Annotated in this window: 15 protein-coding genes; 9 read left to right on the top strand and 6 right to left on the bottom strand. The window is 45.1% G+C overall.

The features are described from left to right. Window positions 1-2 precede the first annotated feature (2 nt). Together B9A22_RS12365 and B9A22_RS12360 are read left to right on the top strand one after the other, a co-directional pair. On the top strand, window positions 3-662 hold the full coding sequence (locus B9A22_RS12365; RefSeq protein ID WP_084576038.1) for a response regulator transcription factor: 660 nt from the start codon (window positions 3-5) through the stop codon (window positions 660-662). Window positions 663-940: 278 nt separating this feature from the next. Continuing rightward, window positions 941-2089: an HD-GYP domain-containing protein gene (locus B9A22_RS12360; protein ID WP_084576037.1), complete on the top strand. Its 1149-nt coding sequence runs from the start codon at window positions 941-943 to the stop codon at window positions 2087-2089. Here the strand turns inward: B9A22_RS12360 and B9A22_RS12355 are convergent. The 6 genes from B9A22_RS12355 to B9A22_RS12330 form a co-directional block, all read right to left on the bottom strand. Further along, a complete protein-coding gene (locus B9A22_RS12355; protein WP_084576036.1) occupies window positions 2086-2799 on the bottom strand; it encodes an ATP-binding protein in 714 nt (237 codons plus the stop codon). The two genes, B9A22_RS12360 and B9A22_RS12355, sit on opposite strands and share 4 nt — an antisense overlap. Window positions 2800-2847: 48 nt before the next feature. Next, on the bottom strand, window positions 2848-3030 hold the full coding sequence (locus tag B9A22_RS12350; protein WP_084576035.1) for a hypothetical protein: 183 nt from the start codon (window positions 3028-3030) through the stop codon (window positions 2848-2850). Between the two features lie 47 nt (window positions 3031-3077). Next, entirely contained in the window at window positions 3078-3473 is a 396-nt protein-coding gene (locus tag B9A22_RS12345) for a response regulator (RefSeq protein WP_084576034.1), read from the bottom strand. Between the two features lie 222 nt (window positions 3474-3695). Then, entirely contained in the window at window positions 3696-5150 is a 1455-nt protein-coding gene (locus B9A22_RS12340) for a sigma-54-dependent transcriptional regulator (RefSeq protein WP_084576033.1), read from the bottom strand. Next, complete coding sequence (locus B9A22_RS12335) at window positions 5128-6321, bottom strand: sensor histidine kinase (RefSeq protein ID WP_084576032.1); 1194 nt, start codon at window positions 6319-6321, stop codon at window positions 5128-5130. The genes B9A22_RS12340 and B9A22_RS12335 overlap by 23 nt, the downstream gene beginning before the upstream one ends. Beyond that, entirely contained in the window at window positions 6315-7328 is a 1014-nt protein-coding gene (locus B9A22_RS12330) for a sensor histidine kinase (RefSeq protein WP_176215500.1), read from the bottom strand. Before B9A22_RS12330 ends, B9A22_RS12335 begins: the two co-directional genes overlap by 7 nt. A gap of 310 nt (window positions 7329-7638) precedes the next feature. On the opposite strand from B9A22_RS12330, the gene bioB reads away from it, so the two are divergent. The 7 genes from bioB (at window position 7639) to uraA (ending at window position 14709) form a co-directional block, all read left to right on the top strand. Next, entirely contained in the window at window positions 7639-8646 is a 1008-nt protein-coding gene (bioB, locus tag B9A22_RS12325; protein ID WP_084576030.1) for a biotin synthase BioB, read from the top strand. A gap of 4 nt (window positions 8647-8650) precedes the next feature. Continuing rightward, window positions 8651-9127 carry a hypothetical protein gene (locus B9A22_RS12320; protein ID WP_084576029.1) on the top strand — a complete coding sequence of 159 codons (477 nt, stop codon included), beginning with the start codon at window positions 8651-8653 and terminating at the stop codon, window positions 9125-9127. Window positions 9128-9131: 4 nt separating this feature from the next. Further along, complete coding sequence (locus B9A22_RS12315) at window positions 9132-9917, top strand: 6-carboxyhexanoate--CoA ligase (protein WP_084576028.1); 786 nt, start codon at window positions 9132-9134, stop codon at window positions 9915-9917. Further along, the gene (bioF, locus tag B9A22_RS12310) at window positions 9901-11073 is read left to right on the top strand and encodes an 8-amino-7-oxononanoate synthase (protein ID WP_084576027.1); all 1173 of its coding nucleotides are present in this window, start codon (window positions 9901-9903) and stop codon (window positions 11071-11073) included. The genes B9A22_RS12315 and bioF overlap by 17 nt, the downstream gene beginning before the upstream one ends. Before the next feature lie 4 nt (window positions 11074-11077). Next, the gene (gene bioD / locus B9A22_RS12305) at window positions 11078-11824 is read left to right on the top strand and encodes a dethiobiotin synthase (RefSeq protein ID WP_084576026.1); all 747 of its coding nucleotides are present in this window, start codon (window positions 11078-11080) and stop codon (window positions 11822-11824) included. Continuing rightward, on the top strand, window positions 11817-13199 hold the full coding sequence (gene bioA, locus B9A22_RS12300; RefSeq protein ID WP_084576025.1) for an adenosylmethionine--8-amino-7-oxononanoate transaminase: 1383 nt from the start codon (window positions 11817-11819) through the stop codon (window positions 13197-13199). Before bioD ends, bioA begins: the two co-directional genes overlap by 8 nt. Window positions 13200-13398: 199 nt before the next feature. Beyond that, window positions 13399-14709: a uracil permease gene (uraA, locus tag B9A22_RS12295; protein ID WP_084576024.1), complete on the top strand. Its 1311-nt coding sequence runs from the start codon at window positions 13399-13401 to the stop codon at window positions 14707-14709. The last annotated feature ends 39 nt before the right edge of the window (window positions 14710-14748 follow it).

The following is a 14748-nucleotide window of genomic DNA, read 5'->3' as shown; positions in this document are numbered from 1 at the left end:
AGATGTCTAAAATTAAAATTATTCTTGCCGACGATCATTCAGTGCTGAGGACAGGGTTAAAGCTTTTGCTTAATAATGAGCCGGATTTGGTAGTGGCAGGTGAGGCCTCTGACGGGGAACAACTGCTGCAGTTATTGGAAAGAGTAACCGCTGATGTGTTAATTACTGATCTGGCAATGCCGAACATGGGTGGCCTGGAGTGCATTAAAGAAATCAAAAGCAGAGGGTTCTCAATAAAAATCCTTGTGCTTACTATGTATGAAGATGAGCAGTACTTAAAAACGGCTATGCAGGCCGGAGCACTGGGATATGTGGAGAAACAGGCGGTAGATACTGAGCTTTTTGAGGCTGTTCGCACGGTGGCGAAAGGTCAGCGATATTTGAGCCACGGGAATGCGCAGTTACTGTTAAATACGCTGCTTACGGAAATTCCCGTGACACAGTCTAATGATCCTTATGTTATATTGACACATCGTGAACGTGAGGTATTGAAATATATGGTCAGGGGCTATTCTATGAGCCGGATTGCCCAAATCCTCTGTATTAGTGTTAAAACAGTAGACACCTATAAAACCAGGACAATGGAGAAGCTTGGCTGTACAGAAAAAAGCCAACTGGTAGAATATGCTATAAAATACGGAATGTTGCTGACCAAGGCATAATAGAATTATGGATGGTGTAAAAAGCACTGGTTGGTTACTTTATCTATGAATATAACTATTCATAGATAAAGTAATAGGCTGTGACGCTGGATTTGACGTCATAGCCTATTTTTTTTCAGAAAATCTATGATAAAATAAATAAAGATTGGCAAATTTCAATAGATATATTGTATATTTCTGCAAAATAGCTAATAATTGAAACAAGATAGCTTTACATAGCGAGTTCAGAAAAATTGAGTGAGTTTATATAGGTGCAGCATTCGAGAGGGGAGAAACACATGTCTGAGATTTATAGTATTACTAGATATCCGGTGAATAAGCTCGGGCCAGGGTTGGAGCTTGGAGAAACAGTATTTTCGCCCGATGGTGGGGTGCTGCTTCATGAGGGCAGCATACTGACAGAGAAACACATTGAGAAGCTTGTTAATTATGGTATTGGATCTGTCCGAATTCGGGAGTTTGCTCATCCAAGCCTGCCAATAGAAGCCGTGGATGAAGCGTTAGTGCCTCAGGTGGAAAGTGCTGTAAGTGTTGAGCGGTGTGAGCCCGACATGCCGGCTGTTGTCTTTGAAGATGAAAATGAATTTTTACGTGCATATAGTAATACAGTAAAGGATTTGAAAAGATGTTTTGCGCTTGTCCGGTTAGAAAAACATTTAGATTGTAAACTGCTATATTCAATAGTTGACTCAGTCAGGTGGCTTTCTTCCAGGGGAATTGGCGCGACTGCATTACTGCATACCACCACGCGCTCTGAAGACTACTTATTTCACCATTCGATCAATGTTGGCATTTTGGCTAATATTATTGGCGCTGCAAGTGGAGCCTTTGATTTAGCTCAACAGAGGTACTTGGTTTTAGCAGGTATTCTTCATGATATCGGTAAATTAGAGATTCCAGTGCAGGTTCTGTATAAAAACGGTAAATTAACCGATGAGGAATTAAATATGGTACGGCAGCATCCGGCGATTGCCTTTAAGTTTTTTCGCAATTATATAGAAATTCCAGAGATTGTCCGCTTTGGTGTTTTGCAACATCATGAACGGGATGATGGTTCAGGGTATCCTCTACGTACAAATGCTTCTAAGAATCACCCGATAGCAAAAGTACTGGGGATAGCGGATACCTATGACGCGATGACTTCCAAAAAGGTATATGGGGAAGAGGTGTCCCCATTTGCCGCTATCGATACTATCCAAGGAGATACTTTTTCCGGAAAGTTTTCACCAAAGTTCAGCACGCCTTTTCTCCAAGAACTATGTCAGACACTGATTGGCCGGTATGTGGCGCTCAATGATGGGCGTACTGGCCAGCTTGTATTCTGGAACCGTAGCGGTAAAGGCAACTGTATCATCCGATTTTCAGATGGACAGGTACTTGATATTAACAATCAGAAGCAGCTAAAGATAACCAAGCTGGTTTGTTAGGGTATTGAACAAACGCTTTCGGGCTTATTAAACAATAGTCCCACTGTGGTACCACTTTCTTTGGTGTCAATATGCAAGCTTGCATTGTGGAGTTCAGCAATTCGCAGGCAAAGAGGTAATCCAAGACCAAGCCGGTTTGTTTTATCAGTAATAAAAGGGGTACCCAATTTTTCGAGAACGCTGGTTTCAATTCCTGAACCATAATCCTTTACTAATAAGGCGATGTGTTCAGAGGTTACTCTGGTTTCAATGACAACAGTTCCTTGCGGTGGTGAAGCTTCTATAGCATTATATACTAAGTGGAGAATGGCTTTTCCGATTTCTTCTTTATCAAGGAGGAGCTCTGGTATTTCAGGCATGGCTAACGTAATGTGGATATCTTTTGCTGCTGCTTTCGATAAAATCGAAGGCAGCAATTTTTGTAATAATATATTAAGATTAAGTTTGTCCAAACGAAGGGCTTTGTTTTTGTCAAGCGCAAGAAATTCTGTAATAATATGATTGATTTTATCAAGCTCACTAATCATTAGTTCATATAGTTCGATACGCTGTTGCTGCTCTTCTTTTCGTTTAAAGTATTGCAGAAAACCATGGACGGTAGTTAAGGGATTTCGTATCTCGTGAGTCAGGTTTGCAGCCATATCACTTGCAAAGTTGAGTCTGTCAAGCTGGGCAGCTGCCACGTTAGAATTAATAATTATATTATTCATTGTCGCCTCATTATATCTTAAACTTATAAATCAGATACATGATAGCACCTAATAATCAGCATTATGCGTACAATGCCAACACACGCCCTCACAAACTAGCGGATACTTCCTGTGATCTAATGTACACATAACTGCAGGTTCTTGATAAGGCATAAAATCAGCTTTAAGATGAGCTATTACAGCTAGGGACAGGTCCTCTGTTTTTACCATTGTAAAACCCTGTTTTTTCATTGTATATTGCCTCCCTAAATTATTGGTTTTTTTCATGAGATTTCACATTATGTAGACAAATTATCCTGCTTGACTCCTAGTAATTCAATTGATCGGATAAGCTGGTTAACGTCCAATGGCTTGGTAAAAAGTGCATAGGCACCTTGTGCCAGCAATTCAGCTGCCATTTGGGGATCATATAAGCCTGTGATGATAATTACAATTGTTTTTGTTTTTTTGCTCACAACATGCTGGAGTACTTCTTTACCGTTCATATCAGGCATGCATAGGTCGGTTAGCACAATATCGTAAGGATTTTTATCATTCGCAGTGACGGCTAACCGGGGAACAGTGAAACATTCGCATTCATGACCTAATAACTGAAGTAAGCTGGATAGGACAGCAACATGCTCTGCATCATCGTCGGCAATGAGTATGCGCATAAACAAGCATCTCTCCCGCATAGTCCAGGACACTACTGCCTGGCTTGTCAATTACTTGTATATAAAGCAAAAAGCATGCCAACATTTTGGCATGCCCATTTTTTATTTATAAGCAGTGTTGCGGTTGCGTAAACCCAGGATAGTGCGAGCTTGGACATCAAGGGGGAGTGGTTGTGCTTCGCCTGTTCGAGTTGTTGTGTGGTCCAATTGGCGCACATTTATTGTCCCGCTGAGCCAATTGGCTCAATATTTGATACTCAAGTCTGTATGTTGTAGTCGACGGTAAAGAGATTTTCTTGAAATACCAAGATATGACGCAGTTGCGCTCTTATTACCACCGTTTAACACTAGGGCCTTTTCAACCAGGCTTAACATAAATGCATCTATATTCAGGCCTTCAGGCGGTAGTACGAAGGTGTCGGGATTTACTATAGTAGCACTAGGATGGGCGGTTTCTGTCTGATTAATGATTCCAAGATGTTCAGGCAGTACTTCTGTTCCGTCGTGCATAAAGGTGACCCATTCCATAGCATTTTTTAGCTCCCTGACATTGCCTGGCCAGGAGTAGCCAAGTAATATTTGCGTGGCGGAATGGCTGATTGCTTTGAAGTTTTTTCCTTTTTGCTTGGCGTATTCCCGTAAGAACATGACAGCAAGGGGAATAATCTCTTCTTTGCGACTGCGAAGAGCAGGAATATTTATAAATCCCACACGCAAGCGATGATAGAGATCACGGCGAAAATGACCCTGCTCTACCTTTTTTTCAAGCTCTACATTTGTGGCGCAAACCAGGCGCACATCTGTTTTTAGTTTTTTTAGCCCGCCAACCCGGTAATACTCTTTTTCCTGGATAACCCTTAGGAGTTTTCCTTGAAGCTCTAGCGGAATTTCTCCAACCTCATCCAGAAAAAGTGTGCCGCCTGCTGCTAAATCGAATTTGCCTTTTTGGCCCTTACTTAATGCACCGGTAAAAGCTCCAGATTCATAACCAAAGATTTCGCTTTCAAATAGGTTTGGGGTTATGGCTGCACAATTAACATCAACAAACGGGGTGATTTCATTTAGCTTTCCATAATGGATCATTCGCGCAATAACTTCTTTACCGGTTCCTGTTTCGCCTTGGATTAGCACAGGCAGCGACCGGTCTAACGAGTGTTTTTGTGCTAAATTCATAACTTCTCTCATTTTTTCGGAAAAAACAGCTACTTCGCCGACTTTCAATGAACCGGCTACCAGCTTTTTTAACTGGTATAACTGTTCCTGCGTTTCGGCAGTGGCTTCCTGTACCTTCTCAGCAAAGTTGGTAGTCAATATCTGATTTTCTTGCCGTAGAGCCTGGTGCTCAGCAACCCGCTCAGTAACAGCGATAAGTTCTTCAACATTAATCGGTTTTAGCAGATAGTCATACGCTCCAGCCCGTAAGGCAGAGACAGCCGACTTTATGTCTGCGAAACCGGTAATGAGTACTACGTCAGTATGCTGGCCGGCTGAGGCGGATTTGATGGCGTCTAGTAGATCAAGACCTGACATTTTTGGCATCTTTAAATCAGAAATGACCATAGGGAAACTACCAGTTGCAAAGTGCTCAAAGGCCTGTTTACCGTTTGTGGCTTCTGTAACACAATGCCCCAAATCGCGTAGTATTTCGGCGATTATTTCTCTGCTTAAATTATCATCATCTGTTAGCAGAACGTTCAAGTCCTATCACCCCTGTGCCATGCTTGGGAGAATCATCTGAAGATGCCTCGCCGAATGCAGGAAATGAGATATAAAAGGAGGCTCCTTTATCAGCATTAGTTCGATATTGAATATTTCCGCCTGCAGCTTGGATTGTCAACAGCGAAATGGGTAGCCCAAGCCCCATGCCCTTGCCTGAACTTTTTGTTGAGAAGAAAGGGTCAAAGACTTTCTCCTGGATACTTTCTTCTATTCCGGGGCCGTTATCGCGGATTGTAAGGATGACATCTCCATCATAATAAGTTTCAATGCAAATTAGTTTGTCTGATTTGTCCATATCTTCGAGTGCATGGATGGCGTTTGTGACAATATTGGATATTGCCTCCTCAATGCGTTGTAAGTCCGCACGGATGGCAGGCAGGTCAGGAGAAAGCCGTAGCTCTATTGTGATGCCGCTTACAGAGCAGGTGTCTTGGAGTGCGTCTACTACGTTAGTTATCGCCGTATTGATGTTGCAGGCAACGTTCGGGGAGTTATATTCGCGATAGATAAATGCACGCACATCGTGAATAATGTCCTCGATTCGTTCACAGCTTGCATGAATTTTAGATAGGGTATCTACCATGGTTTCTTGAGTCAGTTGTTCTCCTTTACGGTGCCGGTAGAGCATAGAACCTGATATTAGTTTAATAGCATTTAGCGGCTGGTTAATTTCATGGGAGATAGCCGCAATGGTAGTCCCTAGCAGGGCCATTTTCTCGGATTGAAGAGCCTTTTCTTCAGCCTTTTTGGCAGCTAATTGTGCATGGTGCAGTCTGATACAGCCTAACACCGCTTGGACCAAGGCTTCTGCCTGAAAGCAGCCTTTAACCAGGTAGTCGGAGGCACCAGCTTTCATTGCTTCAACGGCCACGGTTTCGTCGCCTTGTCCGGTAAGGACAATGATCGGGGTAGGGATAGTTTCCAGGTTTAGCAGCTCGATAAAGTCAATGCCAGTGCCATCTGGTAATCGATAATCGACAAGAATGCAGTCATAAGAGCTGCTCTTGGCCGCTTCTATCCCTTTAGCGTAAGTTTCTGCCTCCCAATATTCTGCCGAAATACCAGATGACTTCATTTGCCGGATGATAGCCATTCGATCGACCATGTCATCGTCGACCACAAGCAGTTTTAAGTGCGGCTTTTCTACCATGAGGTAATCTCCTTTTGTTTCAGCCAGGTAAAACGGAAGGTTGTCCCCTGCCCGTCAGCAGAATCAACTTGTATTTTACCGGCTTGGCTCTCAACAATCTTTTTAACTAAGGCTAAACCGACGCCGGTATTTTCTGTAGTATCTCTAGGCTTTAATACTTGAAAAATCTCAAATATTTTTTCATGATAAGCAGAAGCAATTCCCGGGCCGTCATCCTCCACTGAGAATTCGTAAAAGTCCCCCATATCGTGTATGGCAATACGGATAGTACCGTTTTGTTTATCATGATGCTTAATAGCATTATCAATCAGGTTTGCTAGTACCTGTCTTAGGCGGAGGCTATTTGTTTTAATGGTAGGCATATCAGCACCAATTTCAATCTGGAACCCTGCGGGCGGATGCAAATCATCAATAATATCATCCAGCAATGAGGCGATATTGCATTGTTGGACAGGGCTAGTAGTCCGGCCTACTCTAGAATATTCAAGGATACCTTGGATTAAGTTATCCATACGATAAACCCGTTTTCGTAAAAGTGATAAATTGTTCCTGATTTCCTCAGAATGGGTATCCTGTAAATCTTCTTCGATCCAGGACGACAAGTTTGTTATGGCACGCAGTGGTGCTTTTAGATCATGTGATACAATATAGGCAAACTGATCTAGTTCTTGATTTCGTAGCTTTAGCTGGTTTTCATGCTGCTGGACTGCTTTTAATTGACGACTTAGTTCGTTGCTCAGTTCTATAAGTTCTTCGTTGCGTTTTCTTAGCATTGACTCTTTGTTTTCGATGAGTACTGTGTAACGGCTGATTTGGACATATAGAAGGGAAGCGGTAACGATAACAAAGAACCATCCCTTCGCTACTGATAAATTACGGAAAACTTCTGGATCGGAAGCAACCATTCTGACAAACTCATCTGACGCAAGGATCCAGACGAAGCTGAGCGAAATATATGTGGCAACTATATTGAAAACATTCCAGTTTATATGGCGAAAGTATGTCATATGCTGTTTGCTCCTTCCTGCAATACGGTAACTGATAGAGCGCTTTATTCTGGTAATATTCAACATAATCCATGAGAAAATCCTTCCTTTATTGTCAAAACATGCGAAAATGTCGCAGATCTTCGGAAACGAGTATCGGACAACTCTAATGCAGTTGCCCGCAGTTTAGACGGTACTATTTTTTGATTTACAGATTAGCAAACACGTAGTATAATTTTGGTGTTAACCGCTGCTGATGGCAGTGGTTAACAAATGCAAAAACAGTTAACCGTATAGCAAAGAGGAAGTTAACAATGAGCGGAGGAATAACATGTCTAATTTTGATTTAATTATTAAGCTTGGTAATAAGGTGCTTGAGGGCGGAGAAATTTCCCGGGAAGAAGCATCAAAATTGGCAGAAGTTGAAGATAAGGATGTCCCATTCTTATTAGCAATGGCTGATAAGATAAGGCAGCAGTTTGTGGGTGATGATGTAGACTTATGTGCTATCGTCAATGGCCGCTCTGGCATGTGTTCAGAGAACTGTCGTTTTTGTGCCCAGTCAGCCCATCATAAGGCTAGCATTCAAATTTATCCGCTGCTTAGTGAAGATGAACTTGTTGCAGCAGCCAGGCAGGCCGAAGCTGGCGGTGCGCTCCGGTTTAGTATAGTTACCAGTGGTAGAGGGGTAGATGGCGACAAGGACTTTCCCAAGATTGTAAGTGCACTTGAGCGGATAAAAAAGGAAACAAATTTGATGGTATGCGCCTCACTTGGTACATTGACATTGGAAAGAGCCAAAGCATTAAAGGCAGCTGGGGTCAACCGCTACCATCATAATGTCGAAAGCAGTCGCAATTTTTACGCTGAAGTGTGCACAACTCATACATATGATGACAGAGCAGAGACAATCGGTATTGCCCATGAAGCAGGGCTTGAGATATGTTCTGGCGGTATTATCGGTCTAGGTGAAAGCATGGAAGACAGATTAGATATGGCCTTTGAGCTAAAGAAGTTTGGTGTTCATTCTGTGCCGCTCAATGTATTAACCCCCATTAAAGGTACTGCAATGGCCGAACAGCCTTCTGTGCCGCCGCGTGAAATCTTAAAGACATTTGCACTTTTCCGGTTTATTATGCCTGAGCGAGGTATTCGGACTGCTGGCGGACGGGAAGTTAACCTGCGGGATCTACAGTCCATCAGCTTGATGGGCGGCATCAATGGTATGATGATTGGTGGCTATCTGACAACCGGCGGGCGCAGCAGTGATATGGATGTGGCAATGGTAAAAGACTTAGGATTACGGCCTTTGTCAGCCAAAGATACCAAGCAGGACTGATGCCATGAACAGCAGGGTTGGTTGGATAACTGAGGTTGGACTGTTGGCTGCATTTATAACGATAACGGGTACCTTTAAGCTGCCAGGGCTGATACCTGGAACTGAATTTCAGTTATCAGCCCCATTGGCAGTGGCTATCTGTGCGGTATTTGGTTTTGGGAAATACATTACAGCAGGAGTGTTGTCAAGCGCTGCCGGCTTGATACTTGGCACTCAGTCTTTACTAAATGTGTTTATTGCCATGGTATTTCGGGTTACTGTTGGTATTATCGTAGCTCTGCTTGGACGCTCCTGGCCGGTCATTGTCCTGGCTGGGCCAGCGGGTTCGGCAGCGGCTAGGCTTGCCCTGGGTGGAATTATCGGTAAAGCGGCGATTCCCCTCTTGCTGGCGGCGGTTCCGGGCATGGTTTATACTGCTTTGTTGGCTTGGCCTCTGACAGCCTTACTGAAACGGGTAAAAGGATATAAAGGGAAGGAATAAGTCTATGCTGTACAGTGTTAGAATGAGAGCGGCCCAAGGCGGTGCGCACGATAAAGGTGGCAAACATATTTCAGGTGCCGAACGGCTGGTGAGCCATGGCGCACTGATGTCTACTGCAACAGCAATGCTGGAACGAGCGTTGTCTCATAGCCGGGGCGAGGCGGACTTTATCAATCTGACTGTCGAGGCTGTGCCTGCTGAGGTTGTGCGAAATGCAGTCTGCCTGCCGATTAAATCAATAAATGTCACTAGTGTAACCGCTGGCCGGGCGGCTGCGCAAGCTGAACTGATTCAGGCCGGAGTTACGCCGGAAGCGGCTGCTGCGGGGATAGATACCTTGGCTGGTTTAGCTAACAGCCTAACGGGCGCTATGTTAGTGGATGCTCGCACCGGAGTTAGACTGGATGCCAGTAATGGGCGGGGGATACGCGTGTCGCGGATGGATATTAATGATGAACAGGGTTATGTGCGCTGGCTCAATCATCAGGGTTACAACAATATTCATATTCAGGAAGCGGTCGTACTCGCCTCTAAGGTTATGTCGGCACCAGGTGTGGTTGCTGAGTTATGCTGGTCAGATGACCCTGAATATACGGCAGGCTATGTTGCTACCCCAGTCGCGTATACGAGATTTACTCATCTGAAACCATATGGCAGCGACATAGGCGGCCGGATTTTTTTCATAAAGGACAGTATTGATTTGGACCAGCTCACAGAATACTTAAAATATCAGCCTGTACTTATCAGCATCCAGGGAGAGGAGGCTCGCACTGATGCAGTTTCTAACTGACTTTGTGGAACAGGTAAAAGCAAAGAATTTATATCGCCAGACGGTAACCTACAGTCCTGTCAGTCCTGCTCATGTACAGCTGGGCGGACAGACTTACCTAATGCTGGCTTCTAATAATTACTTAGGATTGACTCATAACCCAGTCGTGCAGCAGGCTGCCATTGATGCGATTCGGATGTACGGAACAGGGGCTGGCGGGGCGAGGCTGACAACTGGGACATTTCCACTATTTGAACAGCTAGAACAGGAGTTAGCCAAATTCAAAGAAACTGAAGATGCTGTAGTATTTAATACAGGTTATATGGCCAATATTGGTGTTATTAGCGCCTTGGCTGGGCCTGATGATGTTATTTTCAGTGATGAATTCAATCATGCCAGTATTATTGACGGCTGCCGATTGTCCAGGGCACGGGTTGTTGTATACCGGCACAACGATATGGAACATCTGCAGGGGTTGTTAACCGCTACTGACTGTCAGGGAAAAAGAATGATAATCACAGATGGTGTCTTTAGCATGGATGGGGATATAGCACCGCTCGATACAATTGTTGAATTGGCTGAAACGGTTAATGCTATTGTTATTGTTGATGACGCTCACGCTACTGGCGTGCTTGGCCCAGGCGGCAGAGGGACAGCTGCCTATTTTGGCGTGAAAGACAAGGTACAGGTGCAAATCGGCACACTGAGTAAAGCCCTTGGCGCTGAAGGAGGGTTTGTCGCAGGATCAAGAGCACTGATTGATTACATAAAAAATAGAGCACGCAGCTTCATTTTTTCCACTGCCTTAGCGCCTTCAACCATTGCTGCAGCGCTGGCCGCGCTTAGAGAGTTGTCGGCCAGACCGGAAATGACGGTTAAGTTAAGTGAAAATGCCCAGTATGTAAGAACCCTGTTACAAGCAGCTAATTTACCGGTGTTTAATGGGATTACCCCGATAATCCCGGTCATGATAGGGGCGGCGGATGAGGCTGTTAAGTTGACTGCTGAACTTAAGATGCAGGGGATTATCATGACTGCTATCAGGCCGCCAACAGTGCCTGTAGGTACAAGCCGCCTGCGGCTGACTGTGACTGCCGTGCATCAACGGGAAGAACTAAGCACTGCAGTTGATACAATCATCGCGGCAGTTAAACAGCCCCGAACGACTGTGAGGTAGAAAGATGCAAAAAGGTTTATTCATAACGGCAACCGATACAGATGTAGGCAAGACCTTTATCTGCGGGGCCATTGCCGCTGCCATCAAAGGGCGCGGGATACGTGTTGGGGTAGTTAAGCCGGTGGCGTCAGGTGGGGTAATTGGAGCGAATGGCAAGCTGGTATCTGAGGATGCCACCTTTTTAATGTCAGCCGCCGGGATTGGTGAAGAGCAGCGGCAGCAAGTCAATCCAGTTTGTTTGAGACCGGCTTTGACACCGGCGGTAGCAGCCGCTGAATGTGGCGTCACCATTGATACGGCACAACTGATCAGTACTTGTCAAGCCATGATAGCTAAATCGGAGTTGACCTTGGTTGAGGGGGTGGGAGGTATTCTCGCGCCTATTTGGCGAGACTATCTTGTTGCCGATATGATGCTAGAACTAAAATTGCCAGCACTTCTTGTCACTAGACCTGATTTGGGGACAATTAATCATACTGTACTTACCACTGAATATGCTCGTCAGCGAGGGATAAACCTTGCTGGAATAATTATTAACCGGTGGGATGAAGATAAGGTTACCGTGCTGGAACGCAGCAACTTGGCGTACATTGAGCGATTGACAGGCTTGCCTGTGCTGGGGAAGTTCCCAGCGGTTTCCATGGTTCAACCAGGTCAGGCTTCAATGAAGCGGTTGGGTGAGTTGGCAGAACAGCATTTGGCCGTTGACGACATAATCAGTCTGATGACAGGAGTGGAAGAAATTGCATGAAGCAGAACTGAAAGATAAGCAGTATGTCTGGCATCCTTTTACCCAGATGCAGGATTGGGTGTCAAGGCCACAGAAGGTTATTGCCGCTGCCAGCGGCATTAAGCTTATTGACACTGAGGGCAACGAGTTTTATGATGGCGTATCCTCATTATGGGTCAATATTCACGGCCATCGAAAAGCGGAGATTGATGCGGCTATTATCGAACAACTTGGGAAAGTGGCGCATACGACAATGCTGGGGTTAGCTAACATTCCAGCTGCTGAGCTGGCTGAGCAGCTGGTGGCAATCGCTCCTACGGGGCTAAACAAGGTGTTCTACTCAGATGATGGTTCGACCGCTGTGGAAGTAGCTCTTAAAATGGCTTTTCAATATTGGCAGCATAAGGGTAAGCCGAATAAGCAAAAGTTTATCGCGCTCGAACACGCCTATCATGGCGATACTGTTGGCACAGTCAGTGTTGGTGGTATTGATTTGTTTCACCGGGTATTCAAGCCGCTCTTGTTTACGTCAGTGCATATTCCGGCCCCGTCCTGTTACCATTGCCAGTTGACCTTAAACACAGCAGCTTGCAGGAGACAGTGCACTGACAGGCTAGAACAGGTATTGGCTGGCCATCATGAGGAGATAGCCGGCCTGATCATTGAGCCATTGGTGCAGGCGGCAGCCGGTATGCTGATGTCACCACCTGGCTATTTGGCAAGAGTACGGGAACTCACCCGCCGCTATGGTGTACTGCTTATCGTAGATGAAGTGGCGACAGGCTTTGGTAGAACAGGAAAAATGTTTGCCTGTGAGCATGAATCGGTAACCCCTGACATGATGACGCTGTCCAAAGGCATAACCGGCGGCTATATGCCGTTGGCAGCCACAATGACTACAGATGAAATTTATAACGCCTTCATGGGCGATTATACGGAAAAGAAAACCTTTTATCATGGTCACTCCTATACAGGCAATCCGCTGGCATGTGCCGCAGCTTTAGCTAATCTGAAGATATTCCGCGAAGAAAAAGTAATTGAAGGGCTTATTCCTAAAATTGCTGCAGCAGAGGCTAAGTTGGAGCAGATAGCAAAACTTGACCATGTGGGCGATATTAGACAGCAGGGCCTAATTATTGGCATTGAATTGATGCAGGACAAAAGTCGGAAGGTCCCGTATCCATGGGAGCAGGCAGCTGGCGCCAGTGTGTGCCAACAGGCCCGCAAGTACGGACTCATCATTCGCCCGATCGGTGATGTTGTTATCTTTATGCCACCGCTCGCAAGTACTGTAGAAGAGATTGAAGAGATGCTCAATATTATTGAACGTTCTATTAGGGAGATCACCCAAGAAGGCCTGGTAGATAACGGCAGTCTTCAGCCGACTGATTTGTAAAAGCAGACTAAAATTGCGATTACCTAATTGACAAAATTAGTGTGGTTTAATATACTATAAGAAAATGAACCTTTAAGACGGTCCAGAGAGGCCGGCAAGGTACGCAATGAAAGTCTGTTTTTGTGCGACTTTGTAGCCTCTCGCTTGTGCGAGAGGCTTTTATTATTGTGTACTAGGGTAATAAAAGGAGGAATTACAAATGTCCAGACGTATTATTCAGGTTGAAGACAAGCTTCCCCTGCTCCAGTCCATTCCCCTTAGCTTACAGCACTTATTTGCCATGTTTGGTGCGACTGTATTGGTTCCCTTCCTGTTCAAAATTAACCCTGCGACATCACTCTTGATGAATGGCATCGGCACACTGATTTACCTGTTTGTGTGCAAAGGGCGGATTCCCGCTTATCTTGGTTCCAGTTTTGCCTTTATCTCGCCAGTGTTTCTTATCATGTCGCAGTACGGGTATGCAGCTGCCCAAAGTGGTTTTATCATGTTTGGTTTCTTCTTCATCCTTATGTCGCTGCTTGTTAAAAAAGTCGGCGTCAAATGGATTGATGTAGTATTTCCGCCTGCCGCCATGGGGGCAATTGTTGCCACTATCGGATTGGAGCTAGCCCCAACAGCTGCCGGGATGGCTGGTTTGACCGGAGATCTAATGCAGCAGTTAAACATACCTGCTGATAAGGCTGTTATTGTGTCGGTCTTCACCCTAGGTATAACAATTCTGGGTTCGGTACTGTTCCGCGGTTTCTTCGCGGTCATTCCAGTGCTCATAGGTGTTCTTGCAGGCTATAGTTTGTCACTAGTACTCGGAATTGTTGATCTAAACAGCATAATGAACGCACCCTGGTTTGAAGTTCCTACCCTATATACTCCTGAATTTAATGTAAGTGCAATGATTATCATCCTGCCTGCTATGTTGGTAGTACTGGCCGAACACATCAGCCACCTTGTTGTTACCGGCAATATTGTTGATAGAGATTTGATAAAAGAGCCTGGCCTTCACCGATCCCTGTTTGCTGACGGTGTATCTAACGTCCTCTCAGGTTTTGTCGGCGCTACGCCCAATACCACATATGGTGAAAACATCGGTGTAATGGCAATTACTAAAGTATACAGTGTCTGGGTTATTGGTGGAGCGGCCACCTTTGCGATTGCCTTGTCTTTTGTAGGCAAGCTGGCAGCCCTTATTCGCAGTATCCCTGTGCCGGTTATGGGTGGCGTATGTATCTTGTTGTTCGGTGTAATCGCTGCTGCCGGTATTCGCATGCTTGTTGAGAAAAAAGTTGATTATACTCAAGCCAAGAATCTTATCCTTACTTCCACTGTACTTGTTCTGGGCCTAAGCGGCGCTGCCGTTAAACTTGGAGCTGTTGAATTAAAAGGTATGGCGCTGGGCACTATCGTATCGGTGCTGATTAGCCTGACTTTCGAAGTGTTTGACAGAATGGGGATCTTGGCCGACCAAAATGAAGCTCCTGATGAGCCCGGTGTTCAAAAAGCAAAAGCATAGTAACAGGGTAAAATAGAATGTAAAAAGCGCCGCTCCGAT

The sequence above is a fragment of the Sporomusa malonica genome (assembly GCF_900176355.1).
Lineage (GTDB): Bacteria > Bacillota > Negativicutes > Sporomusales > Sporomusaceae > Sporomusa > Sporomusa malonica.
Note: the sequence above shows the minus strand (reverse complement) of the source record. Positions and strands in the feature narration are given on the sequence as shown.